Genomic DNA, 23,008 nt, shown 5'->3' on the forward strand with positions numbered 1-23,008 from the left:
GGCACACCCCCCCACCCAGGAGAGATCATGACCGCCCACCCTGACACCCCCCGGCCCGTGGTGGTCGGTGTCGACGGCTCGCCGCACGGCCAACGCGCCCTGGACTGGGCGGCCGCCGAGGCAGAGCTGCGGGGCTCGCCCATCGTGGTCCTGACGGCGGTCCCGGCCAGCTACCCGACCACCCGCTCGGGGGTGCCCGGGGAGCCGCGGGTGCAGCCGTCCAGCGCCCTGGCGATCACCGCCGAACACGCCCTCACGGCGGCCGTCGACCACGTCCGGCTGCGCCATCCCGACCTGGACGTGTCCGGGCACACCGTCGCCGGCGAACCGGGCGACGTCCTCGTCGAGGCCTCTGGCTCTGCAGCCCTCGTCGTCGTCGGCGCCAGGGGCCTCGGCCGGGTACGGGGTCTGCTCATGGGCTCGGTGTCGTCCAAGGTCAGCGCCAAGGCGCACTGCCCCACGGTCGTGGTGCGAGAGGCGCCGAGTCGTTCCCTGACCGACCTGCGCGTCGTCGTCGGCGTGGACGGCTCCACCGACTCGACGCAAGCTCTCCGGTTCGCCTTCGACGCCGCTTCCCTTCGTGGGACCGGGCTCACCGTGGTCCACACCTGGGACGTCCCCTGGGACGAGGGGACGGCACCCCCTGACTCGGAAGAAGCCCAACAGCTGGAACAGCGCGAGCGGGCCGCGGTGGCGCAGTCCGTGGCAGGTTTCGCCGCGGACTTCCCGGCCGTCGACGTCCGACGCCACGTCGTCCGCGGTCATGCCGTGGACGAGCTCGTCCGCCAGAGCGCAAACGCCGCCCTGCTCGTCGTGGCCGCCAGGGGCCGCGGGACCACCAGGGGCCTGGTGCTGGGCTCGACGTCGCAGGAGGTGCTCCCGGGTGCGCACTGCCCGGTGGCGGTCATCACCGCCTCCGCCGCGACCACGAGCGCCTCGGCCGCACCGACCGAGTCGACCCAGGGAGCGCGGTCATGACGACCGACCGCACCCAGCCCATCGGCGCCGTCGTCGTCGGGGTCGACGGGACCCCGAACGACGACGGCGCCCTACGGGCTGCGATCGCCCACGCGCGGCTCTACCGGCGCCCGCTGCACGTCCTGCACGCCACGGGCATCGGCATCGTCCCCTGGACCCCTGAGCGGCTGGCCCGGCAACAGGCACTGACCCTCGCCTGCGTCGACCAGGCGACCGCGCTCGCCGCCGATGTGGAGGTCACCTCGGCGACCGAGGTCGCCGACCAGTCGGCGGCCCTCGTCGAGGCCAGTCGTCGAGCGTGGCTGGTCGTCATGGGCGCCGGTCGACTCGGCCGCGTCGGCAGCGTGGTCCTGGGGGCCACCACCGGCAAGGTGGCCAGCCACGCAAGCTGTCCGGTGCTCGTGGTCCCCGACGCCTGGACGCCCACGGAGCGCACGGAGGTGGTGGTCGGCGTCGACGACTCCGAGCACTCCGTGCCTGCTGTCGAGTGGGCCTTCGCAGAGGCTTCTGCACGCCGAGCCGTGCTCGTGGCTCTCCACGCGTGGTGGTGGGAGGAGCCCAGCCCCCTGTCGGACTCCGCGACGACCGACGCGGGGTGGGCCGAGGACTGGTCGGCCGTCGCCGAGTCGCGTCACGTCCTGATGAGCGAGATGCTCGCCGGCTGGCGCGAGAAGTACCCGGACGTCGAGGTCCGGATCGAGCTCGTCCGTGGTGACGCGACCGCAGCGCTGGAGGAGGCGTCCCGCGAGGCCCAGCTCCTGGTCCTCGGCACTCGCGGTCGAGGCGGCTTCGCCGGCCTGCTGCTCGGCTCCGTCAGCAGCCGGGCGCTGCACCACTCGCAGTGTCCGGTGGTCGTCGTCCCCTCCCTCCCGCGGGGGCCGGCGACAGCCTGAGGCACGGAGGACCCCCACCCTGACGACTCACGCGTGGTCGACTCATGCGCTGACGGCACCCTGCGTTGCGTGGCGGCGCCCGACCGTCGTCCGTATGCGGCGCCGACCGTCCTAGGCCTCGGGCACGACCGCGACCGGGCAGGCAGCCAGACCCAGCACCGTCGCGCCCACCCGGCCCAGCCCGGTCGGCCTGGCCGACCCGACCACCACGAGCCCAGCGCGCCGAGAGCTGTGCACGAGGGCGTCCGCCGGATCGGCCCGCTCGACCTGCGTGCTGGTCACGAGGGTCGGACAGGACTCGTGGACGTCCTGCTCGGTGGCCCGTGCGGCTCGGGCGGCGCTGGTCGCGGTGGCGCGCACCCACTCGGCCACCGAGTCGAAGCCGCCTGCTGCTCCGGACCACTCCCGACTGGGCGGTAGCGACCAGGCGCTGACGATCGACAGGGGCACGCCGCGCAGACGAGCTGCGTGTGCCGCGAAGTCCAGGACCGCCCGCGAGGTGGTGCCTCCGCAGGCCGACACGACGACGGGCAGCGCCGCCCGCTGCGCGTCGGTGGCGCCTCGAGCGACCACGACCGGACACGCAGCCCGGTCGGCCAGCACCAGGGAGGTCGAACCCACGGCGCTCGAGACGGGACCGTCCTGCGAGCGCTGCCCCACGACGACCAGGGTTGCGCCCAGCGACTGGTCCGCGAGGACTCCCGCCGCGTGCCCGGGGACGCAGACTCCGCTCACGAGGTCGTCCGGCAGGTAGGTGCGCGCCACCCGCAGCCCGCGGTCCAGGACCGGATCGGGCTCCTCCGGCCCACCCACCTCGGCGGGCGGCCCGGCCGCGGGATAGGGGGTCGCGTGGACCAGCCTGAGGGGAAGGCCGCGCCGCGCGGCTTCCCGCGCCGCCCAGACCACCGCGTTCCTGGCCCGGCCGGATCCGTCGAAACCCACCACGAGGGGGTTGTCCAGCTGCATCTCGAGCCTCTCGTTCCGCATGGCACAGCGCTTGAACCCACTGTCGTTCGTGGGCCGTGCGGTGGCCCGGGGACTTGGTCCCGGGTCTTCTGCGAGTCGGGCCCTTGGTCCCTGCCCGGACCCCGACGCGGGCGGGCAGCGTGGAACTGCCAGCACGACTGGCACCGACATGGAGGCAAGCCATGAACCCCAGCGTTCGCACTCGCGTCCCGTCAGGCTCGCCTCGTCAGGAGTGAGAGCGTCATGAGCAGCACCGGACTGTCCCATCCCGAGCCCCGACCATCCGCACTCGTCGTCTACGAGTCCATGTTCGGGAACACCAAGGCGGTCGCGGAGGCCATCGCGCTGGGTCTGGCGTCGACCTTCGACGCCGACCTCGTCGAGTGCAGCCGAGCCGCCGCTCGCCTGCCGGCCGACCTCGCCCTGCTGGTCGTCGGCGCGCCGACCCATGCCTTCGGGCTCAGCCGCGAGTCGACGCGGGAGGACGCGCGGCGTCAGGCAACTGAGGCCGACCACCCCTCGGAGCCGGGTCTGCGGGAGTGGCTGGACGGGCTCGCCAGTGCCGACGGGTCGACCGGTCCCGGCCTCAGGACGGCCGCCTTCGACACCAAGGTGAGCCACCCCCGGCTGCCGGGGTCCGCTGCCCACGCCGCGGCTCGTCGACTGAAGCGCCTCGGCCACATCCAACTCGTGAAGCCCCAGACCTTCTTCGTCGAGGGCGCGCGCGGTCCGCTCGTCGACGGCGCCAGTGACGCCGCCTTCGAGTGGGGGCGGGAGCTGTCCGCGAAGGCACTGGCGGCGGTGGGTACGTCCTGACCGCTCGGCGCAGACGGCACCCCTCGGCGCAGACGGCACCCCTCGGCGCAGACGGCACCGTTCGGCGCAGGGCGCCGAGACGGACTACCCCTCCGGGTGGACCACGGCGAGCGGGCAGGGCCGCTCGTGGTGCAGCAACCCCTGGCTGACCGAGCCCACGAGGAGCCCGGCGAAGCCACCGTGGCCACGGCTGCCGACCACGATGAGCTGCGCTCCCTGTGCCTCGGCGAGCACGGCGTCGACGGGCAGGTCGCGGGTCAGCACGCGCCGCACGGAGACGTCGGGGAACTTCTCCGCCCACGGCGACAGCGCGTCGTCCAAGACCGCTTGGGCCGACTTGCGCCACTCCCCCACCTGGTCCTCGCTGAGCCAGGACCCACCGACCCGGCCGGGCACGTCGAGCCACCAGGCGTGCACGGCCACGATGCCAGCCTTCAGCGCGGCCGCCCGTTCGAACGCGAAGGCGAGGGCTGCACCGTTGGACGGGGAACCGTCGACGGCGACCACGATCGGGGCGTCGGGAGCGGCGTGCAGCTCCTGGTCCACCACGACGACCGGGCACGATGCGTGCGCCACGACCTGGGCCGACGTCGAGCCGGCCACCGCTTCGCCGACGACCGTGTGGTGCCGCCGACCGACGACCACCATCGCGGCCTCCCGCGAGGCGTTCAGGAGCACGGACGCCGGAGACCCGAACGCCGACTCGGTCACGATGGGGACGCCGGCAGCGCGGGAGGCGGCAAAGCTCCGCGCTTCCTCGACCAGCTCACCGGTGATGTCGTACGGCCACGGGGACGCCGCCCCGACGGTGGGCGCGGCGGCATACAGGACTCCTCTGGAGACCATCAGGTGCAGGGGCACGTGACGTCGCTCGGCTTCCTGGAGCGCCCAGTCGAAGGCCGGCTGCCCGGCCGAGGAGCTGTCGTAGCCGACGACGATGGGGCGGCGCCCGTCCTTGGCTTCCATGGTCTTCTCCACCTCTCGGGGAACAGGGTTGCCTGACGATCGTGGCGGCCCGCCGCGACCTGGTCACAGGGCCATTGGTCCCACTGCCGATCCCCCGGGTGACCACCCGCGGGATCGGTGGGGCGACCGCCACGGCGCGCCGGGGACACTCGCTGGCTAGGGTTCGACGCGTGCTCGAGGCCGTCCTGCTCGTCGTCGCGGCGCTGCTGATCGGGTACGCCAAGACCGCGATCGGCGGCCTCGCGAGCATCAGCGTCGCCATCTTCGCGAGTGTCATGCCGGCCAGGGAGTCGACGGCAGCCATCCTGCTGCTCCTGCTGGTCGGTGACGTGGTGGCCGTCTGGCACTACCGGCGCGAGGCCGACTGGAGCCTGCTGCGTCGACTCATCCCCGCGGTGCTCCCCGGGCTCGCCCTGGGCGCCGCGTTCCTCGCCGTGGTCGACGACACCGTCCTGCGCCGGTCGATCGGGGCGCTCCTGCTCCTCCTGGCTGCCCTCCAGCTGGCGCTGCGCTGGCATTCGCCCGACGTCGGGAGGGTCGGCAGGTCCCGCACCGCCGCGATCGCTACCGGGATCGCGGCGGGCTTCACCACGATGACGGCCAACGCGGCGGGCCCGGTGACGACCCTCTACCTCGTGGCGCAGGGTGTGGAGAAGCTGCGGTTCCTGGGGACGAGCGCGCTGCTCTTCTTCGGCGTGAACCTCTGCAAGCTGCCGTTCAGCTTCGGGCTCGGCCTGTTCGGTCCCCACACCGCGCGGCGCACCCTGCTCCTGGCGCCGTTCGTCCTGCTCGGTGCGTGGGCCGGGCTCCGGACGGTGCGACGGCTCAGCCAGCGGCGGTTCGACCAGTCGGTCCTCGTGGCGTCGGCGCTCGCCGCCCTCGCGCTCATCGTCCGCTGAGCGTGGGCCCGCCTCATCCGTTCGGCCATTCCCGCTCGCGAACTCAGCCGACCCCCGGCGCGTCCGCCCACGGCTGAATCGGTGGACTCCTACCGTCGAAGACGTGAGCACGCAGACCATCCACCGCACCACCAGCCACCACCCACGCGTCCTGCGCGGGGCACGGGGCTGGATGTGGGTGTGCGACTGCGGCAGCGCGTCCTGCCGGACCCCCGCCCAGGCCCCGTTGCCCTGGCGTTCGGCCCTGATCGGCGCCCTGCTGCACTCGTCCACCATCGCCCCCTGACGCGGACGTCAGGGCCACCACTACAGCCAGGTGTGCACCCGCACGGTGGTGCCCTCCCCGGACGACCGCAGCTGCACGAGGTCGCACAGCTGGTTGACCATCCACAGCCCTCGCCCGTCCGGCTCTTCCGTCCCGGGCGCGAGCCGCCCCGCGAGGGGGTCCGCCACCAGGCCGTCGTCGGCCACCTCGCAGACCAGTGCCTGGCTGGTCCTCCAGAGCCTCAGGGTGCCGCTCCCGCGGCCGTGCAACACCGAGTTGACGCCGAGCTCGTGCAGGGCCAGGCCGAGGTCGGCCGCGCGGTCGTCGGGGATGCCGCAGACCCGCGCCACGTGCAGCACGAGGTCTCGCACGACACGGATCGTCTCCGGCGTGATGGTGCGCACGATCGTCGCGGCCGGGGCCGGCGGGAGCGGGGACGCGAACGCCGTCGCACCCAGGTCGTCGCCGAGGTAGGCGTCGTTCGGGTGGGCCGTCCCGTCGCTCTCGGTGACCCACGGGTGCGCGTGGAGAGCCTGCTCCACGACCTCGTCCGGCAGGGCGTCGACCTCGTAGGGGCAACGCAGCCACAGCGGCGCGGCTGCTGGGATCGCGTCGTTGAGCAAGGCCTCGTGCAGCTGGCACTCGGTGACCTCCACGCCGGTGCGACCGGGCCAGAGCGGCTCGCCGACGCCGCGCGAGGGCCGGTCACCGGCCGCCGCGACGAAGTCCACCCAGGCCTGGATGATGCACGCCGGGTTGGACCCGAGCGACTCCATCTCCGCGAACCTCACCTGCTCGGCAGCCTCGCCCAACGCGGCACGCACGGCCCGCAGCCGTGCGGCCGGCAGGGCGACCAGGGCGAGCTCACCCCGGAGGACTCCCTGCCGGACGAAGTCGGCGGCGGCTGTGACGAAGGCCCGTTGCCCCGACCAGAGCATCACGTCGTGCACGTAGCCCTCGTGGGCGCGCTCCATCGCGGGGCTGGGCGTGCTCGTCATGCTCATGGGACTCCGTGCGCGGTGGCGCCGGGGTGACACCCCCCGGACCCTCGTCAGGGTACGCCCGCGGGCGGCCGGCCGAAGGGGAATCGTTCGACTTGAATCCGCCTCGCCCGCGCTTGCCGTCTGGGAGGCTGAGGTTGGCAGCGTGGCGCATCTCCGCCATGGTTCGAGGACCCACTGCAACCCAGGAGGCTTTTGATGAAGGTCGGTATCCCGCGCGAGGTCAAGAACAACGAGTACCGCGTCGCGATCACCCCGTCGGGCGTGCACGAGCTCGTCGTCCACGGCCACGAGGTCTTCATCGAGAAGGACGCCGGCGTCGGGTCGTCCATCCTCGACGCGGACTACGTCGCGGCCGGTGCCACGATCCTCGACACCGCCGACGACGTCTGGGGCACCGGTGACCTCATCCTCAAGGTCAAGGAGCCGATCGAGCCCGAGTACCACCGGATGCGGGAGGGCCAGACCCTCTTCACGTACCTCCACCTCGCGGCCGACAAGCCGCTCACCGAGGAGCTCGTGAAGCGCAAGGTGACCGGGATCGCCTACGAGACCGTGGAGCTCCCCGACCGGTCGCTGCCCCTGCTGGCCCCCATGTCCGAGGTGGCCGGCCGGCTGGCGCCACAGGTCGGGGCGCACACCCTCATGCGCGCCCAGGGCGGCCGCGGCGTGCTCATGGGTGGCGTGAGCGGGGTGTATGCCGCGAAGGTCGTCGTCATCGGCGCCGGTGTCTCGGGCATGAACGCCGCCGCCATCGCCCTGGGCATGCAGGCCGAGGTGCTGCTGCTCGACCGCGACATCGCCAAGCTGCGCCACGCCGACGCGATCTACCAGGGGCACTGCCAGACGGTCGCCTCCAACACCTACGAGATCGAGCGCGCCATCGAGGACGCCGACCTCGTCATCGGTGCCGTCCTGGTGCCCGGGGCCAAGGCGCCCAAGCTCGTGACCAACGAGCAGGTCTCGCGGATGAAGCCCGGCTCGGTGCTGGTCGACATCTCGATCGACCAGGGCGGCTGCTTCGAGGACTCCCGCCCCACGACCCACGCCGACCCGACCTACCAGGTCCACAACTCGGTGTTCTACTGCGTCGCGAACATGCCCGGCGCGGTCCCCCACACCAGCACCTACGCCCTCACCAACGTGACCCTTCCGTATGCCGTGCAGCTCGCCAACCAGGGCTGGCGCGACGCCCTCGCCGCGAACCGCCCACTGGCACTGGGGCTGAACACCCACGACGGGGCGGTCACCTACGCCCCCGTGGCGGAGGCGCACGGCTTCGACTCGACCGACCTGCAGACCATCCTCGGGAAGGCCTGAGCGCTCCCGTCCGTCCAGGTCGCCGACGGCTCGCCGCCGACGGCTCACCGGGCCGCCCCGGCGAGCTGTCGGCGGTCGCGGCTAGCCTCGACCCGTGCTCCTCGCCGACGTCGTCGCCGCCTCTGCCGCGGCCACCGCGACCCGCTCACGGCTGGCCAAGACGGCAGCCGTGGCGGACGCGCTGCGGGCCGCCGGCCCCGCCGACGCGGCGACGGTCGCGGCATACCTCTCCGGGGTGCTGCCGCAGCGACGCATCGGCGTGAGCTGGCGCGGCCTGTCCACCCTCCCCGAGCCCGCGGCGGAGGCGACCGCGACCGTCGCCGAGGTGGACGCGGCGCTGACCGCGATCGCCCTGATCGCGGGCAGTGGTTCGGGAGCCACGCGGTCCGCAGCGGTGTCCGCCCTCTTCGCGCGGTTGACCGGGCCCGAGCAGGACTTCCTCCGGGCCCTGGTCACCGGTCAGGTGCGGCAGGGAGCCCTCGACGGCGTCATGCTGGCGGCCATCGCCGCGGCGTCCGGTCTCCCGGAGGCGGAGGTCCGGCGGGCCGTGATGCTGGCGGGCTACGCGGGTCCGGTGGCCGCTGCGGCACTCGGGGGCGGGAGCGAGGCGCTGGCCGCCATCCACCTCGAGGTCGGTCGGCCGATGCGCCCGATGCTGGCCGCCTCAGCCCCTGACGTCGACGCCGCCTGGGAGCAGGTCGGCGCCACCTCCGACGGGGTCGTCGTCGACGGCAAGCTCGACGGCATCCGGCTCCAGGCCCACCGCGACGGTGACGACGTGCGCCTGTTCACCCGGTCGCTCGACGACATCACCGACCGGCTCCCCGAGGTCGTCGAGGCGGTCCTCGCCCTGCCGGCCTCCCAGCTGGTCGTCGACGGCGAGGCCATCGCCCTCGACGCGGCCGGGCGCCCGCTCCCCTTCCAGCAGACCGCCTCTCGCACGATGAGCAGCACCGGCGTCGACAAGCTGAGGGCCGCCGTCCCCGTGACCCCCTACTTCTTCGACCTGCTCCACCTCGACGGCGACGACCTGCTCGAGCTGCCCGCGTCCGAGCGGTTCGACCGGCTCGCTGCGCTCGTCCCCCGGGCCAGCCTCGTGCCGCGCATCACCGCCGCCAGCCCGGCTGAGGCGACCGCGTTCTTCGACCAGCTCGTCCGCGACGGTCACGAGGGCGTGGTGGTCAAGTCACCGAGTGCCCCCTACGCCGCCGGTCGACGCGGCGCCGGCTGGGTGAAGGTGAAGCCGCGCCATACCCTCGACCTGGTGGTGCTGGCGGTCGAGTGGGGCAGCGGTCGACGCAAGGGGTGGCTGTCCAACATCCACCTCGGCGCCCGTGACCCGGAGGACGGCGGGTTCGTCATGCTCGGCAAGACCTTCAAGGGCATGACCGACGAGATGCTCCAGTGGCAGACCGAGCGCTTCACCGAGCTCGCGACCGAGGGCACCGACGGCTACGTCGTGCCGGTGCGCCCCGAACAGGTCGTCGAGATCGCGTTCGACGGCATCCAGACCTCCTCCCGCTACCCCGGCGGGATGGCACTGCGGTTCGCGCGGGTGCTGCGCTACCGCGACGACAAGACCGCCGACGAGGCCGACACCGTCGACACGGTGCGCGCGTTGCGCTGAGCCCATCGGAGTCGTGAGCCCTCCCGAATCGTGAGCCCAGGGAGCCGGGCGCCCTCCGGGAGCTGCCGGCCCGGACGTATCAGGCGCCACCCCACTGCCTCCTTGAGTCAGGACGTGCCCCGGGGGGTGGCACGGACGAGGGGGGCAGCACCATGCAGACACGACACATCACCAGGGGCGACACCGCCCACCACCACCCGCACGTGCAGCGAGGCAGCTCCGGCACCTGGCGCTGGCAGTGCGAGTGCGGCGGCGCCTCCTGCCGCAGCGCGATCGTGCGGCTGAGCTGGCGCGAGGCCGTGATCGGCGCACTGAACCACGCCACCTGCCTCGCGCCCTGACTCGGCGCGCCCCGCCCAATGTGCATTGCATAGGTTCTCTATGTAATCTGGAGGGCGTGACCGATCGTGACGAGCTGGGCAACAGCGTGCTGCGCTCCGCGGCGAGGCTGACCCGCTGGGCGTCCCGCAACGCCTCCCTCGACGTGCCGATGGCCCAGACCCGCCTGCTGGCCCTGGTCGAGGAGCTCGAGCCCGCGCGCATCAGCACGCTGGCCGCGGCCGACCACACCAGCCAGCCGACGATGAGCACCCAGGTCCAGCGGCTCGAGGCGGAGGGCTGGGCCGTGCGCGTGGCCGACCCGGCCGACGCCCGCGCCAGCCTCGTCTCGCTCAGCGCCGCCGGTCGCGCAGCACTGGGACGGGCCCGCCGCGCCCGGCTCGAGGCGCTCTCCCCCGCGTTCGACCAGCTCGACGCAGCCGCGCTGGCCCGGCTCGAGGCCGCCGTGGCCGCCCTCGACGACCTGTTGGCCCGAGCCTCCGGCACTGAGCCCGATCCTCCCGCGACCTCCACCCACCTGACCCACTGAGCACCGAACCCCTCATCCCCCACAGAGAGAAGCCTGAACCCACCATGTGGCGCCAACCCAAGACCGTCTGGTCCGTCGCCTTCGCCTGTGTCATCGCCTTCATGGGCATCGGCCTCGTCGACCCCATCCTCAAGCCCATCGCCGACGACCTCGGGGCCAGCGCGTCGCAGGTCTCGCTGCTCTTCACCAGCTACATGGCGGTGATGGGGGTCGCGATGCTCGTGACCGGCTGGGTGTCCAGCCGCACCGGGGCGAAGCGGACCCTGCTGCTCGGGCTCGTCGTCATCATCATCGGCGCCGGACTCGCGGGCGCCCAGGACTCGATCGGCGGGATCGTCGCGTTCCGTGCGGTCTGGGGCCTGGGTAACGCGCTGTTCATCGCGACGGCGCTCGCCACCATCGTCAGTGCCGCCCGCGGCTCGGTGGGCCAGGCGATCGTCCTCTACGAAGCGGCCCTCGGCGTCGGCATCGCGACCGGGCCCCTGCTGGGTGGGTGGCTGGGCGGTCACTCGTGGCGCTGGCCGTTCTGGGGTGTCTCCGCCCTGATGGCCGTGGCCCTGGTCGCCATCCTGACCACCCTGCCGGCCACCCCGCCGACCGGACCGCGCAGCAGCATCTCGGCACCGCTCAAGGCGCTGTCGCACCGCGGCCTGCTGACCGTGGGGATCACCGCGCTGCTCTACAACTTCGGCTTCTTCACCCTGCTCGCGTTCACGCCCTTCCCGCTCGCGATGGGCGCCCACGAGGTCGGCCTCGTCTTCTTCGGCTGGGGCCTGCTGCTCGCCTTCACCTCGGTGGTCGTGGCACCTCGCCTGCAGCGCCGGTTCGGGACGCTGCCCGGGGTGGTCGGCGCGCTGGTCGGCTTCGCCCTCATCCTGGCGGCCATGGCGATCGGCACCGAGCACAAGCCGGTGCTCGTGGTCGGTGTGGTCCTCGCCGGCGCCTTCCTCGGCGTCAACAACACGCTGATCACCGAGACGGTCATGAAGGTCTCGCCGGTCGAGCGCGGGGTGGCCTCCGCTGCCTACAGCTTCGTGCGGTTCGGCGGCGGTGCGGTCGCCCCGTGGCTGGCCGGCAAGCTCGGTGAACGCTCGGTGCACGTGCCGTTCTGGGTCGGCTCCGGCGCGGTGCTGCTCGGCGTGGCCGTCCTGCTCACCGCCCGACGGGAGATCACCGCCGTCGACCGCGAGCACGCCGACGAGACGGTCGAGCAGGAGCGCTCCCTCGAGGCGGCGGCGCTCACCGTCGGCGACGCCTGAGACCGACTCCCGGACAATGGCGTCCGGACCACGACGCCCGGCCCCCTAGGCTGGGCGTCGTGCTCGACGAGGTCACTGCCACGCGCTACGTCACCCCCCTCAAGGAGGGTGGGTCGCTGCCCGGCATCGTCGAGGCCGACGACCTGGGCACCTACGTGCTGAAGTTCCGTGGCGCGGGGCAGGGTCCGAAGGTCCTCGTCGCCGAGGTCGTCGTCGGGGAGCTCGCCCGCGCGGTGGGCCTGAACGTCCCTCGGCTCGCCGTCGTCGACCTCCAGGCCCCGATCGCCAAGTACGAGGCCGACGAGGAGGTCCAGGACCTCCTCACGGCGAGCATCGGCCCCAACCTCGGGATCGACTTCCTCCCCGGCTCGTTCGGCTACGACGGGTCCCGCCCGCCCGCTCCCGACACGGCCGCCGACATCCTCTGGCTCGACGCCCTCACGGCCAACGTCGACCGCACCTGGAGCAACCCCAACCTCCTGGTCTGGCACCGCAATCCGTGGCTGATCGACCACGGGGCCGCGCTCTACTTCCACCACGGCTGGCCCAGCCGGGGCGCCGACGCCGAGCGCTTCGCCGCGCAGCCCTTCGACGCCAGCACCCACGTGCTGCGCGACGTCGCCACCGGCCCGGCCGCCGCCCACGAGCGGCACGCCCCCGGGCTCACCCGCGAGCTCCTGACCGAGGTCGTGGCGGCCGTCCCGGAGGTGTGGCTGGAGCTGGCACCTGGGCTCGACACCGTCGAGGCGGTGCGCACGGCATACGTCGACCACCTGCTGGCCCGCCTCGCGAACCCGCAGGCCTGGCTCCCGGGCGCGGCATCATGACCCGCTACGGCTACCAGTACGTCGTCCTGCGCTGCGTGCCACGCGTCGAGCGCGAGGAGTTCCTCAACGTCGGTGTGGTGCTCTACAGCCAGGCCGCCGACTTCCTCGAGGCCGCCTACCGCGTCGACGAGGCGCGCCTGCGTGCGTTCGCACCCCAGGTGGACGTCGAGGACGTCGACCAGGCGCTGGAGACGATCTGCCAGGTATGCCGCGGGGTCACCGGCGGTGGGCTGCCCACCCTCGGCGGGCTGGGCCGCAGGTTCGGCTGGCTCAGCGCACCGCGGAGCACGGTCGTGCAGCCCGGGCCGGTGCACGGAGGGCTCACCGAGGACCCCGCTGCCGAGCTGGCCGAGCTGCTCCGTCGCCTCGTCGACCCGGCCTAGCCCGACTGTCTGGCACCACCGATCTGGCACCACCGATGTGGCGCCACCGATCTAGCGCTGGGGGCGCAGCGCCCAGGCGGCCACGGCCCCCGCTGCGGCGACGTTGAGGGAGTCCACTCCCCCAGCCATCGGGATGGTCACGGTGAGGTCGGCCGCCTCGAGGGTGTGGTGCGACAGTCCGTCGCCCTCCGTGCCCAGCACGAGGGCCAGTCGCTCCGGCGGGTCGGCGGCCAGCTCGTCGAGACCCACCGCGTCGTCGGCGAGGGCCAGCGTCGCCACCGTGAACCCGGCGGCCTGCAGCTCGGTGATGCCGCCCGGCCACGGGTCGATCCGGGTCCACGGCACCTGGAACACCGTGCCCATCGAGACGCGGATCGCCCTGCGGTACAACGGATCCGCACACCGCGGTGTCACCAGCACGGCATCCACCCCGAGGGCGGCCGCCGAGCGGAACACCGCGCCGACGTTGGTGTGGTCGACGATGTCCTCGAGCACCAGCACCCGCTGGGCACCGGCCACGAGGGCGGCGACCGAAGGCAGCTCGGGCCGCTGCATGGAGGCCAGCGCGCCCCGGTGCAGGTGGAACCCGGTGAGCTGCTCGATGACGTCGTGCTCCCCCACGAAGACGGGGACGCCGTCGGCCTCAGCGTCGGCCACGAGGTCGGCGAGGTCGGTCAGCCAGCGCTGTGCCATCAGGTAGCTGCGCGGGCGGTGACCCGCGCGCAGCGCGCGACGGATGACCTTCTCCGACTCCGCGATGTAGAGGCCCCGCTCGGGCTCGGTGCGTCGCCGGAGGGCCACGTCGGTCAGCGACACGTAGTCGGCCAGCCGGGGGTCGGTGGGGTCGGTGATGGCGATGGGCACGGCGAGCAGGCTAGGCCACCGCCGATTTTCCCCAAAAGCCTGCTCGCCACGACGCCACAGGTCTACCGTTTCCGCAGCACAGCTGTGACCGACGCAGGGTCGGGGACCGTGGCTGGAACGAGGGGGCTCGTGATGGGTGGACGAGGTATCTGGACGCGGCTGGTGACGGCGACGATCGTGGTCGCGCCGCTGGCCCTGGTGGCCGTGACCGGGCCGGCCACAGCGGCCACGGAGAGCGAGACGTACCTGTCGTACGTCAGCGCCCCGGGCGACTACGTCGGACAAGGTCGCAGCGGCACCCTGGCCGCGCCCACGCCGTTCCGGATCAGCGGCACCGCGGGCTCGGTCACGGTCTCGGCCGACACCGGGTCGGAGTGGTGGGACGTGACGCTCGCCGCCCCGACCGGCCAGCAGCTGACGACCGGCTCCTACGAGAACGCCACCCGCGCCCCGTTCAACAGCACCTACGGCGGTCTCTCGGTCACCTCGACCGGGCGGGGCTGCAACTCGGTCAAGGGCCGCTTCACGATCTTCGCGATCAGCGCGGACACGGCCGGACGCATCACCTCACTGGACGCGACCCTCACGCAGTTCTGCGACAACAGCACCGGGAGCCTGTCCGCCACCGTGAAGTACGCGGCGCCATACGTCATCACCCCCGTCCTCACGTCAGCCAACCCCAGCGTCGTGGCCGACCAGCCCGTCACGCTGACGGCCCGGACCTCCCCCGGCACCGCGTCGGGGGTCGTGTTCTACGACGCGACCACGCCGATCGGCCAGGCCTCCTTCGACGCGAACGGCACCGCGCGGTTGACCACCTCCCGGCTGACCCCGGGCACGCACTCGCTCACCGCCAGGGTCGGCACCGCCACCTCGGCTCCGCTGCTCCAGGAGGTCGCGGTCCCCGACACCTCCCTGTGGTTCGGCAGCCTGGCCGGTGACTACATCGGGCAGGGGGCCTCGGCGAGCTACGTGCCGACGACCGCAACGCTCACCGCACGGGGCACCGCCGGCTACGCCAGCATCTCGGTGGACTCGCCCAGCACCGAACAGTGGTGGACCCTCGATGTGGCGGCCGCACCCGGCGAGACGTTGCAGGTCGGGACCTACACGGGCGCGGTGCGGGCACCGTTCCGTGGGGCCGGACAGCCCGGCCTGAGCTTCTCCGGCACCGGGCGTGGCTGCAACGCCCTCACCGGCGACTTCACGGTCAACAGCATCGGCACCGACGCCGCAGGCACCGTCACCAGCCTCGACGTGACGTTCAGGCAGTACTGCGACGGGGCGAGCGCCGCGATGTCCGGCCGGGCGCGGTTCCACACTGCTCCCGCCGATCCACGGGCCGTCTCCACGACGGCCCTGAGCGGGAGCGCCACCAGTGACGGCAGCGTCACCCTCACGGCCACGGTGCAGGGCGGGACGGCGGTCCCGACCGGCCCGGTGACCTTCCGCGAGGGCTCGTCGACGCTGGGCACGGCGGCGCTCGACACCCGTGGCGTGGCCTCCCTGGTCGTGCCCGGGCTCGCCCGGGGCAGCCACACCCTCGGCGCCGACTACGGCGGGAGCACGACGGTGCAGCCGAGCAGCGGGTCGACCACGGTCGTCGTCCCCGGGATCGCCACCACGACCTCCCTGACGGTCGCCAAGACGGTCAAGACCGGCAAGCCGGTCTCCGTGTCGGTCACGGTGGCTGCCGCCTCCGGCCCGCGCCCCACGGGAACCGTGCGTCTCTACGACGGGCTCGACGCCCTCGGGACAGCCACCCTCGTCGACGGCAGGGCCAGCATCGTCTGGACCCCGGTCGCCAAGGGCAACCACACCCTGACGGTGCGGTACCTCGGCAGCAGCACCCACCTGGAGTCCGTGTCGCCGGGCACGGTGGTCAAGGCCACCTGAGGTCAAAGGCCACTGAGCCACGGCGGCGGCGTCGGTCCGACCGTCAGCTGAACCAGACGATCTTGATGATGCCGACCAGGCCCACCACGATGATCACGCCCCGCAGCACCAGGGGCGGCAGGCGGCGCCCGACCTTCGCCCCCACGAAGCCGCCGGCAAACGCCCCCAGCCCGATGAGCAGCGCCACCAGCCAGTCGATCCGGCCCCACGCGACCAGCATGAAGGTGATCGCCGCGACGGCGTTGACGATCGTGGCGAGCACGTTCTTGAACCCGTTCAGCCGCTGGATCGGCTCGCTCGACAGGGCGCTCATCAGCCCCATCAGGATCACGCCCTGCGCGGCCCCGAAGTAGCCGCCGTAGATCCCTGCCACGAGGACCCCGGCGGTCAGCGCGACCCCGTGCCAGGACGCCGGCGCGACGCCCGCCTCGTGGCGGGCGACCGCCCGCGCCTGCAGTCGGGGGCCGAGGACGACCAGCACGAGGCCGAGTGCGATCAGCACCGGGACGATCGCCTGGAACGCCTCGGGCGGCAGCACCAGCAGGAGCACGGCGCCGATGACACCACCCGCCAACGAGGCCGGGGCCAGCTTTCGCAGGGTGCGGCCGGCGCCCTCCAGCTCGGAGCGGTAGCCGTGCACCGCCGTCACCCCGCCGGCGACCAGCCCGACGGTGTTGGACACGTTGGCCACGACCGGTGGGTAGCCGAAGAACAGCAGGGTCGGGAAGGTGATCAGGGTGCCCGACCCGACGACCGTGTTGATGGTCCCTGCCGCGAGCCCTGCGAAGAAGATCCCGAGGGCTTCGAAGACGGACACCACGCCACCCTAGCGACGCCGCGGCCACGCCCCGGACACCGGTATGCCGCCCGCGCAGGTGCGCGGGCGCCATACCGGGAAGGTGGTGGAGGTCAGGCCGGCGGTGGCGGCTTGGGGCCCTCCTCGGTCTCCACGGGCGGAGCTGCCGGCGGGGCCGGCGGCTCGAAGTCGGGCACCGCGTCGGCCGGCGGCTCGACCGGGGGCTGGACGCGCCGGACCGGGGCCGCGTGCTCAGTGGCCTCCTGGCTCGCCTTGCCGGCCAGGCCACGCGCCTCCGCGAGGGCCTGCATCGGGTCCTCGAGCACGGTCTCGTCGAAGGCGTCGGCGAGCTGGCCGGGGTCGACCCACTCCTCGTCACCCCCGTCGTCCGGGCCGTGCGGCTTGTCCGTGGCGCCGAGCGCCCCGCCGATGCCACGCAATGCGTCGGTGAGCTCGCTGGGGATGATCCACATCTTGTTGGAGTCACCCCGGGCGATCTGCGGCAGCACCTGGAGGTACTGGTAGGCCAGCAGCTTCTGGGTGGGCTTGCCCCGGTGGATCGCGTCGAAGACCTGCTGGATGGCGCGGGCCTGGCCCTGGGCCTCGAGGATGCGAGCCTGCGCCGAACCCTCGGCCCGCAGGATCTGGCTCTGCTTCTCACCCTCGGCCGTGAGGATGGCGGACTGCTTGGTGCCCTCGGCGTAGAGGATCTGCGCCCGCCGCTCGCGCTCGGCCTTCATCTGCTTCTCCATCGACTCCTGGACGGAGTGCGGCGGGTCGATCGCCTTGAGCTCGACGCGGTTCACGCGGATGCCCCACTTGCCGGTGGCCTCGTCGAGGACCCCGCGCAGCTGGGCGTTGATCTGGTCGCGGCTGGTCAGCGTCTGCTCGAGGTCGAGCGAGCCGATGACGTTGCGCAGGGTGGTGACCGTGAGCTGCTCGATGCCCTGGATGAAGTTGGCGATCTCGTACACGGCCGACTTCGCGTCGATGACCGAGTAGTAGATGACCGTGTCGATGTTGACGACCAGGTTGTCGCTCGTGATCACGGGCTGGGGCGGGAAGGACACGACCTGCTCGCGCAGGTCGACGTTCGCGCGCACCTTGTCGACGAAGGGCACCAGGAAGTGGATACCTCCCTCCAGGGTGCGGGCATAGCGTCCGAGCCGCTCGATGATCAGGGCCGTCTGCTGGGGCACGATGCGCACCGTGCGGAAGAGCACGATCAGCGCAAAGGCGACCAGGATCAGCAGGACTATGAAGCCTGCTCCGATGCCGTCCACGTCTACTCCGTTTTCTGACCCGCCGTGACGCCGGTGACGATCACGGTGGCCCCCTCGATTGATACAACCCGGACCTCTTGGCCGGGCTGGCATGTGGCGTCCCCCTTGGGGATGCGGGCGGACCACGTCTCGCCGCCCACCTTGACGCGACCGTCGGTCGCCGTGACTGCTTGCAGGACGCGACCACTGCGGCCGACGAGGCCGTGCGCCCCGATGCCGTGACTGGCCTCGGCCACCATGAACTTCCGGGTGATGATCGGGCGCACCACCAGGAGCAGCAGCCCGGCCACGACGACGGCCACGACCACCTGCCCCGGGACGGGCAGGCCGACCGCGGAAGCCGCGGCCCCTGCCGCTGCGCCGCCGGCCAGCATGAGGAACACGAAGTCGACGGTGGCGGCCTCGATGGCCGCCAGGATCAGTGCCAAGCCGAGCCATGCGAGCCACGGGTTCTCCGCGAACCAGTCCATGACACCCCTCCCTCTCAGCAGTTCCACAACCTCGGTGGTCCAGCAACTCTAGGACGAAGGAGGGGCTTCTGACGTTCCTTCGGCAACCTTCAGCCGGGCCGTCCAGCGGTCGCCACGGCGCTCGAGCTCGAGCGGCATCCCGAAGGTCTCGGACAGATTGGCCTCGGTGAGCGTGATCTCGACCGGGCCCTGGGCCACGATGCGTCCCTCGCGCAGCAGCAGGACGTCGGTGAAGTGCGGTGGGATCTCCTCGACGTGGTGGGTGACGAGGATGAGCGCGGGCGCCTCGACGTCCGCGGCGAGCTCGCCCAGCCGTCGCACGAGGTCCTCGCGCCCACCGAGGTCGAGGCCCGCCGCGGGCTCGTCGAGGAGCATCAGCTCGGGGTCGGTCATCAGCGCCCGGGCGATCTGGACCCGCTTGCGCTCGCCCTCGGACAACGTGCCGTAGGTGCGGTCGGCCAGGTGGTCGGCCCCCAACGCCTCCAGCAGCTCGGAGGCGCGGGCGTGGTCGAACGTCTCGTAGCTCTCCCGCCAGCGGCCGACGACGCCGTAGGAGGCGGTCACCACGACGTTGTGGACGATCTCGTCGAACGGGATGCGCTCCGCCAGGGCCGCCGACGCCAGCCCGATCCGCGGCCGCAGCTCGAAGACGTCGACGGCTCCCAGCACCTCGCCCAGCACGCCGGCCACCCCTCGCGTGGGGTGCATTCGTCCGGCGGCGAGCTGGAGCAGCGTCGTCTTGCCTGCGCCGTTGGGGCCGAGGATGACCCAGCGCTGACCCTCCTCGACCTCCCAGGAGACCTCGTCGAGCAGGGTCGCCTGGCCCCGCACGACGCTCACTCCCGCGAACTCAAGGACGTCACTCATGGCACCGGACCCTATCGGCTTAGCATGACGGGATGCCCGAACTCCCTGCGTCCGTGCGGCTTTCGCTGTGGACGACGCACGCCTGGGCCAGCGGGAGCCCGCTGGCGGACGCGATCGCCCGTGCGCTCCCCGACATCGACCACGTGGCGGGCGATCTCGACCGCCTCGCGCTGTGGCACGACCTGGGTGAGCAGGCCGTGCTCGTGGCACTTCCCGCCCCCGGTGACCTGGTCGGCCTGCCGGGCGCGTCGGCCGAGGCCCAGGGCGCCGCAGCGGTGGGTGGCGAGTGCGTGTTCGTCCCGGGACTCGGCGGGATGCTCGTGCCCACGATCTCGACCTACGGAGCGGGTCCCGAGGGTGGTCCGGACGTGGGCACCCGGGTGGACTGGACGGCCTACGACGCGCAACCGGTGCCCCGCCACCGGGTGGAGGCCCTGGAGCCGTCGCAGCTCGAGCGCCACCTGCGCGACGAGATCCGCGCGGCCACCGAGGCGATCGACGCCGTGGGCGGGCAGCCGTTCGGCGCCACTGCCGCTCGGGAGCTCGCCGATGCGGCCATGGGGGGCCGCTGGGGGCTGCCGACCGGGCTGCCCGGTCGTGCGGCTCGCGTCATCGCCCTGGCCGGCACCGTCGCCGCGGTCGTGGACGTGGCCCTCGCTGCGGGCGACGGGGCCCTCACGGCCGCGGAGGCCGGCACGCGGCACCGCTTGCTGCTGCGCCTCCAGCGCGCCTCGGAGCGCGCCCTGGCCGATGCGACGAACGCTGCCTGCGCCGTGTTGGCCGGCTGGCGACCGCAGTGACCCCTGGGTCCGCGGCGTCCGGCCAACTAGGCTTGGACACCATGGCTGACCCCGCGATCATCCTGGTGTCGGAGCACCATGCCGACCCGCTGCTGCAGGAGTTCCAGAGCAGGTACCAGCGCGACTACGACCTGCACACGGCCGGCTCGTGTGCCGAGGCGGAGTCCGTCGCCCGCGAGATCCATGGCCGCGGGGACCACGTGGCCCTCTTCGTGACGGACTCGCGGCTGCCCGACGTGGAGAGCGTCCACCTCGCGTTCCACCGCTGGCGCCTCGTCGTCCCCACGGCGCGCCGGGTGGTGGCCGCGCACTGGGACTACTTCCTCGCCGACGCGCCCGACCTGCGGGTCGGCATGGCCAAGGGGAAGTTCGACGCCTACCTGCTCATGCCCCGCGGCAAGCGTGACGAGGAGTTCCACAACGCCATCACGGACCTGCTCTCGGAGTGGACGTCCACGGTCCCCCAGCCCGAGGTCGTGGTCGCGAAGGTGGTCTCCCCGACCCACGAGGCGCTCACCATGGCGATCCGGGACTTCCTCGACCGGATGGGCATGCAGAACCGGCTCTGGCACCCCGACGCCCCGGAGCTGCAGGACTACCTCGCCGCGATCCGCGACCAGCTGGGGGTCGACGAGATCCGCTGGCCCCTCGTCGTGGCGGCCAACCGGGTGCCGATTCAAGCCACCAGCGTCCGCGACGTGGCGATCGCGATCAACGGCGCCCCGCGCAACTTCGAGCTCGACGGTGTCGTGGACCTCGCCGTCGTGGGTGGCGGTCCGGCCGGACTGGCAGCCGCCGTCTACGGCGCCTCCGAGGGCCTCACGGTCGTCGTGCTCGAGGCCGAGGCGATCGGGGGCCAGGCCGGCACCAGCTCGATGATCCGCAACTACCTCGGCTTCCCGCGGGGCATCTCGGGCATGCGGCTGGCCCAGCGGGCGCGCAACCAGGCGCTGCGCTTCGGCACGGACTTCCTCACCGGGTGGGAGGTCACCGCGCTGGAACCCGGCGCCGACGGGTCCCCCCACGTCCTGCACACCGACGGCGGGGACGTGCGGGCGAGGACGGTCCTGATCGCCAGTGGCGTCGCCTACCGCAAGCTCGGTGTGCCGCCGCTGGAGGACCTGGTCGGGGCGGGCGTCAACTACGGCGCCGCCATGACCGCGGCTCGCGAGATGGAGGGCTACGACGTCGTCGTGGTGGGTGGCGGCAACTCCGCCGGGCAGGCTGCCCTGCACCTCGCGCGGTTCGCCGGGTCGGTGACGATCGTGGTCCGGCGCCGCGGGCTGGAGGAGACGATGTCGCAGTACCTCATCGACGAGATCGGCTACAACGAGCGCATCACCGTGCTGCCCTGCACGACGGTGGTCGACGGTGGCGGAGCTGGCCAGCTCGAGTGGGTGACCCTGGAGGACACGACCAGCGGTCGGCGCACCACGAAGCCGGCCCGAGGCCTCTTCCTCCTGCTCGGCGCCGCGCCCCGCTGCGACTGGCTGCCCCCCGAGCTGGCCCGCGACAAGCACAGCTTCGTCCTCACCGGCCGCGACGTGCCCCGTGACCAGTGGACCGACGACGTGCCCCCGGCGAGCCTGGCCACGACGGTGCCCGGCATCTTCGCCGCCGGCGACATCCGGGCGGGCTCGATGAAGCGGGTCGCGGCAGCCAGCGGTGAGGGCGCGTCGGTGGTGCCCCTGGTGCACGCCTACCTCGCCCCCGCGACCGAGGACGAGCTGGCCTCGTCGCCGGTGTCCTAGCCAGCCGGGCGTCGGATCAGGCGAGCACGTCCCGATAGACCTGGAGGGTGCGGTCACCGATGGTGGCCCACGAGAAGGCGTCGACCGCGCGGGTGCGCCCGGCCTGCCCCATCGCGTCGGCGCGTGCGGTGTCGCTGACGGCGTCGTTGAGCGCGTGCGCCAGGTCGGCGACGAACCGGTCCGCGTCGAGGGGTATGCCGCTGCCGTCCTGCTTCTGCTCGATCGGCACCAGCCAGCCGGTCTCGCCGTCGACGACGACCTCCGGGATGCCGCCCGTGGCGGTCGCCACGACGGGCAGCTCGCAGGCCATCGCCTCGAGGTTCACGATCCCGAGCGGCTCGTAGATCGACGGGCAGGCGAACACGGTCGCCGCCGACAGCAGGGCGACCACCTCGTCGCGCGGGAGCATCTCGGGGATCCAGACCACGCCCTCACGGGTGGCCCGCAGCTCCTCCATCAGCCCCTGCACCTCGGCCATGATCTCGGGGGTGTCCGGCGAGCCGGCGCACAGCACGAGCTGCACGTCGGGAGGCAGCTGGGCGGCGGCGCGCAGGAGGTAGGGAAGTCCCTTCTGGCGCGTGATCCGTCCGACGAAGATCACGGACTTGCCGTCGGGGTCGACGCCGTGCCGCCGCACCGTGTCGTCGTCGCGGTGCCGCTGCCAGAGCTGGGAGTCGATGCCGTTGTGCACGACCTTCACCCGCTCCGGGTCGATGGAGGGGTAGCTGCGCAGGACGTCCTGGCGCATCCCCTCGCTCACCGCGATCACCGCGGCGGCGGCCTCGTAGGCGGTGCGCTCCACGAACGACGACACCCGGTAGCCGCCGCCGAGCTGCTCGGCCTTCCACGGCCGCATCGGCTCGAGGCTGTGCGCGCTCACGACGTGGGGCATCCCGCCGAGCAGCGAGGCGACGTGCCCCGCGAAGTTGGCGTACCACGTGTGTGAGTGGACGAGGTCTGCACCGACGCAGTCCCCCGCCATCGCGAGGTCGACCCCCATCGTCTTGACCGCCGCGTTCGCCCCGGCAAGGTCCGGCAGGTCGGCATACCCACTCGTCCCCTCCTCGACGACGGGCACACCGAAGGCCCGCACTCGCGCGTCGACGTCTCCTCTGGCGCGCAACGCGCGCACGAGCTCGGCGACATGGACCCCCGCTCCGCCGTAGATGTTGGGCGGGTACTCCTTGGTCAGGATGTCGACTCTCACGATCGT

Annotated in this window: 24 protein-coding genes; 15 read left to right on the top strand and 9 right to left on the bottom strand. The window is 72.6% G+C overall.

What is annotated here, in order from left to right; all coding sequences use genetic code 11:
* Nucleotides 1–27: 27 nt before the first annotated feature.
* Nucleotides 28–978 (top strand): universal stress protein, encoded by a 951-nt coding sequence (locus tag ABD262_RS07130; RefSeq protein WP_344133228.1) that lies wholly within the window; start codon nt 28–30, stop codon nt 976–978.
* On the top strand, nt 975–1,871 hold the full coding sequence (locus tag ABD262_RS07135) for a universal stress protein (RefSeq protein WP_344133231.1): 897 nt from the start codon (nt 975–977) through the stop codon (nt 1,869–1,871). The genes ABD262_RS07130 and ABD262_RS07135 overlap by 4 nt, the downstream gene beginning before the upstream one ends.
* A 111-nt stretch (nt 1,872–1,982) precedes the next feature.
* Here the strand turns inward: ABD262_RS07135 and ABD262_RS07140 are convergent, their stop codons facing one another.
* Nucleotides 1,983–2,858, bottom strand: coding sequence for a universal stress protein (locus tag ABD262_RS07140; protein ID WP_344133234.1), 876 nt, complete (start codon nt 2,856–2,858; stop codon nt 1,983–1,985).
* A gap of 222 nt (nt 2,859–3,080) precedes the next feature.
* Here ABD262_RS07140 and ABD262_RS07145 point away from each other — a divergent pair, with 222 nt between their 5' ends.
* Nucleotides 3,081–3,653, top strand: a complete 573-nt coding sequence (locus ABD262_RS07145) for a flavodoxin family protein (protein ID WP_344133237.1) — start codon at nt 3,081–3,083, stop codon at nt 3,651–3,653.
* Between the two features lie 84 nt (nt 3,654–3,737).
* On the opposite strand, the gene ABD262_RS07150 is transcribed toward ABD262_RS07145, so the two are convergent.
* The gene (locus ABD262_RS07150; RefSeq protein ID WP_344133240.1) at nt 3,738–4,619 is read right to left on the bottom strand and encodes a universal stress protein; all 882 of its coding nucleotides are present in this window, start codon (nt 4,617–4,619) and stop codon (nt 3,738–3,740) included.
* 170 nt (nt 4,620–4,789) lie between these two features.
* On the opposite strand from ABD262_RS07150, the gene ABD262_RS07155 reads away from it, so the two are divergent.
* Together ABD262_RS07155 and ABD262_RS07160 are read left to right on the top strand one after the other, a co-directional pair.
* Nucleotides 4,790–5,518: a sulfite exporter TauE/SafE family protein gene (locus ABD262_RS07155; protein ID WP_344133243.1), complete on the top strand. Its 729-nt coding sequence runs from the start codon at nt 4,790–4,792 to the stop codon at nt 5,516–5,518.
* A gap of 103 nt (nt 5,519–5,621) precedes the next feature.
* The gene (locus ABD262_RS07160) at nt 5,622–5,804 is read left to right on the top strand and encodes a hypothetical protein (protein WP_344133246.1); all 183 of its coding nucleotides are present in this window, start codon (nt 5,622–5,624) and stop codon (nt 5,802–5,804) included.
* A gap of 20 nt (nt 5,805–5,824) precedes the next feature.
* Here ABD262_RS07160 and ABD262_RS07165 read toward each other — a convergent pair whose 3' ends face one another.
* Nucleotides 5,825–6,787 carry an anti-sigma factor RsbA family regulatory protein gene (locus tag ABD262_RS07165; protein ID WP_344133249.1) on the bottom strand — a complete coding sequence of 321 codons (963 nt, stop codon included), beginning with the start codon at nt 6,785–6,787 and terminating at the stop codon, nt 5,825–5,827.
* A 195-nt stretch (nt 6,788–6,982) separates the two neighbouring features.
* Here ABD262_RS07165 and ald point away from each other — a divergent pair, with 195 nt between their 5' ends.
* The 7 genes from ald (at nt 6,983) to ABD262_RS07200 (ending at nt 13,068) form a co-directional block, all read left to right on the top strand.
* Nucleotides 6,983–8,104: an alanine dehydrogenase gene (gene ald / locus ABD262_RS07170; RefSeq protein WP_344133252.1), complete on the top strand. Its 1,122-nt coding sequence runs from the start codon at nt 6,983–6,985 to the stop codon at nt 8,102–8,104.
* Nucleotides 8,105–8,198: 94 nt separating this feature from the next.
* Nucleotides 8,199–9,731 carry an ATP-dependent DNA ligase gene (locus ABD262_RS07175; protein ID WP_344133254.1) on the top strand — a complete coding sequence of 511 codons (1,533 nt, stop codon included), beginning with the start codon at nt 8,199–8,201 and terminating at the stop codon, nt 9,729–9,731.
* A 152-nt stretch (nt 9,732–9,883) separates the two neighbouring features.
* Nucleotides 9,884–10,072, top strand: a complete 189-nt coding sequence (locus tag ABD262_RS07180) for a hypothetical protein (RefSeq protein WP_344133257.1) — start codon at nt 9,884–9,886, stop codon at nt 10,070–10,072.
* Nucleotides 10,073–10,128: 56 nt separating this feature from the next.
* On the top strand, nt 10,129–10,599 hold the full coding sequence (locus ABD262_RS07185; RefSeq protein ID WP_344133260.1) for a MarR family winged helix-turn-helix transcriptional regulator: 471 nt from the start codon (nt 10,129–10,131) through the stop codon (nt 10,597–10,599).
* A gap of 44 nt (nt 10,600–10,643) precedes the next feature.
* A complete protein-coding gene (locus tag ABD262_RS07190) occupies nt 10,644–11,858 on the top strand; it encodes an MFS transporter (protein WP_344133263.1) in 1,215 nt (404 codons plus the stop codon).
* A gap of 59 nt (nt 11,859–11,917) precedes the next feature.
* Entirely contained in the window at nt 11,918–12,685 is a 768-nt protein-coding gene (locus ABD262_RS07195; RefSeq protein WP_344133265.1) for a HipA family kinase, read from the top strand.
* A complete protein-coding gene (locus ABD262_RS07200; RefSeq protein ID WP_344133268.1) occupies nt 12,682–13,068 on the top strand; it encodes a DUF3037 domain-containing protein in 387 nt (128 codons plus the stop codon). Before ABD262_RS07195 ends, ABD262_RS07200 begins: the two co-directional genes overlap by 4 nt.
* Nucleotides 13,069–13,119: 51 nt before the next feature.
* Here ABD262_RS07200 and ABD262_RS07205 read toward each other — a convergent pair whose 3' ends face one another.
* Nucleotides 13,120–13,932, bottom strand: coding sequence for a TrmH family RNA methyltransferase (locus ABD262_RS07205; protein WP_344133271.1), 813 nt, complete (start codon nt 13,930–13,932; stop codon nt 13,120–13,122).
* A gap of 108 nt (nt 13,933–14,040) precedes the next feature.
* Here ABD262_RS07205 and ABD262_RS07210 point away from each other — a divergent pair, with 108 nt between their 5' ends.
* Nucleotides 14,041–15,828 carry an Ig-like domain repeat protein gene (locus ABD262_RS07210; protein ID WP_344133274.1) on the top strand — a complete coding sequence of 596 codons (1,788 nt, stop codon included), beginning with the start codon at nt 14,041–14,043 and terminating at the stop codon, nt 15,826–15,828.
* Nucleotides 15,829–15,871: 43 nt separating this feature from the next.
* Here ABD262_RS07210 and ABD262_RS07215 read toward each other — a convergent pair whose 3' ends face one another.
* The 4 genes from ABD262_RS07215 to ABD262_RS07230 all read right to left on the bottom strand — a co-directional run bounded on the left by ABD262_RS07215 (nt 15,872) and on the right by ABD262_RS07230 (nt 19,244).
* Nucleotides 15,872–16,645, bottom strand: coding sequence for a sulfite exporter TauE/SafE family protein (locus ABD262_RS07215; protein ID WP_344133276.1), 774 nt, complete (start codon nt 16,643–16,645; stop codon nt 15,872–15,874).
* Nucleotides 16,646–16,737: 92 nt separating this feature from the next.
* Entirely contained in the window at nt 16,738–17,898 is a 1,161-nt protein-coding gene (locus tag ABD262_RS07220) for an SPFH domain-containing protein (protein WP_344134585.1), read from the bottom strand.
* A gap of 11 nt (nt 17,899–17,909) precedes the next feature.
* Nucleotides 17,910–18,377, bottom strand: coding sequence for an NfeD family protein (locus ABD262_RS07225; RefSeq protein ID WP_344133278.1), 468 nt, complete (start codon nt 18,375–18,377; stop codon nt 17,910–17,912).
* Nucleotides 18,378–18,425: 48 nt separating this feature from the next.
* On the bottom strand, nt 18,426–19,244 hold the full coding sequence (locus ABD262_RS07230) for an ABC transporter ATP-binding protein (RefSeq protein ID WP_344133279.1): 819 nt from the start codon (nt 19,242–19,244) through the stop codon (nt 18,426–18,428).
* 32 nt (nt 19,245–19,276) lie between these two features.
* On the opposite strand from ABD262_RS07230, the gene ABD262_RS07235 reads away from it, so the two are divergent.
* Together ABD262_RS07235 and ABD262_RS07240 are read left to right on the top strand one after the other, a co-directional pair.
* Nucleotides 19,277–20,044 carry a hypothetical protein gene (locus ABD262_RS07235; protein WP_344133280.1) on the top strand — a complete coding sequence of 256 codons (768 nt, stop codon included), beginning with the start codon at nt 19,277–19,279 and terminating at the stop codon, nt 20,042–20,044.
* 41 nt (nt 20,045–20,085) lie between these two features.
* Nucleotides 20,086–21,795: an NAD(P)/FAD-dependent oxidoreductase gene (locus ABD262_RS07240; RefSeq protein ID WP_344133282.1), complete on the top strand. Its 1,710-nt coding sequence runs from the start codon at nt 20,086–20,088 to the stop codon at nt 21,793–21,795.
* Nucleotides 21,796–21,811: 16 nt separating this feature from the next.
* Here ABD262_RS07240 and glgA read toward each other — a convergent pair whose 3' ends face one another.
* Entirely contained in the window at nt 21,812–23,002 is a 1,191-nt protein-coding gene (gene glgA / locus ABD262_RS07245) for a glycogen synthase (protein ID WP_344133284.1), read from the bottom strand.
* Nucleotides 23,003–23,008 lie beyond the last annotated feature (6 nt).

It is taken from the genome of Pedococcus bigeumensis, from assembly GCF_039531795.1.
GTDB lineage: Bacteria > Actinomycetota > Actinomycetes > Actinomycetales > Dermatophilaceae > Pedococcus > Pedococcus bigeumensis.

Bases quoted from the DNA above. Each gene is read 5' to 3' on its own strand.
- ABD262_RS07130 (WP_344133228.1), top strand. From the start codon at position 28: ATGACCGCCCACCCTGACACCCCCCGGCCCGTGGTGGTCGGTGTCGAC.
- ABD262_RS07135 (WP_344133231.1), top strand. From the start codon at position 975: ATGACGACCGACCGCACCCAGCCCATCGGCGCCGTCGTCGTCGGGGTC.
- ABD262_RS07140 (WP_344133234.1), bottom strand. From the start codon at position 2,858: ATGCGGAACGAGAGGCTCGAGATGCAGCTGGACAACCCCCTCGTGGTG.
- ABD262_RS07145 (WP_344133237.1), top strand. From the start codon at position 3,081: ATGAGCAGCACCGGACTGTCCCATCCCGAGCCCCGACCATCCGCACTC.
- ABD262_RS07150 (WP_344133240.1), bottom strand. From the start codon at position 4,619: ATGGAAGCCAAGGACGGGCGCCGCCCCATCGTCGTCGGCTACGACAGC.
- ABD262_RS07165 (WP_344133249.1), bottom strand. From the start codon at position 6,787: ATGAGCATGACGAGCACGCCCAGCCCCGCGATGGAGCGCGCCCACGAG.
- ald (WP_344133252.1), top strand. From the start codon at position 6,983: ATGAAGGTCGGTATCCCGCGCGAGGTCAAGAACAACGAGTACCGCGTC.
- ABD262_RS07180 (WP_344133257.1), top strand. From the start codon at position 9,884: ATGCAGACACGACACATCACCAGGGGCGACACCGCCCACCACCACCCG.
- ABD262_RS07190 (WP_344133263.1), top strand. From the start codon at position 10,644: ATGTGGCGCCAACCCAAGACCGTCTGGTCCGTCGCCTTCGCCTGTGTC.
- ABD262_RS07200 (WP_344133268.1), top strand. From the start codon at position 12,682: ATGACCCGCTACGGCTACCAGTACGTCGTCCTGCGCTGCGTGCCACGC.
- ABD262_RS07225 (WP_344133278.1), bottom strand. From the start codon at position 18,377: ATGGACTGGTTCGCGGAGAACCCGTGGCTCGCATGGCTCGGCTTGGCA.
- ABD262_RS07230 (WP_344133279.1), bottom strand. From the start codon at position 19,244: ATGAGTGACGTCCTTGAGTTCGCGGGAGTGAGCGTCGTGCGGGGCCAG.
- ABD262_RS07235 (WP_344133280.1), top strand. From the start codon at position 19,277: ATGCCCGAACTCCCTGCGTCCGTGCGGCTTTCGCTGTGGACGACGCAC.
- ABD262_RS07240 (WP_344133282.1), top strand. From the start codon at position 20,086: ATGGCTGACCCCGCGATCATCCTGGTGTCGGAGCACCATGCCGACCCG.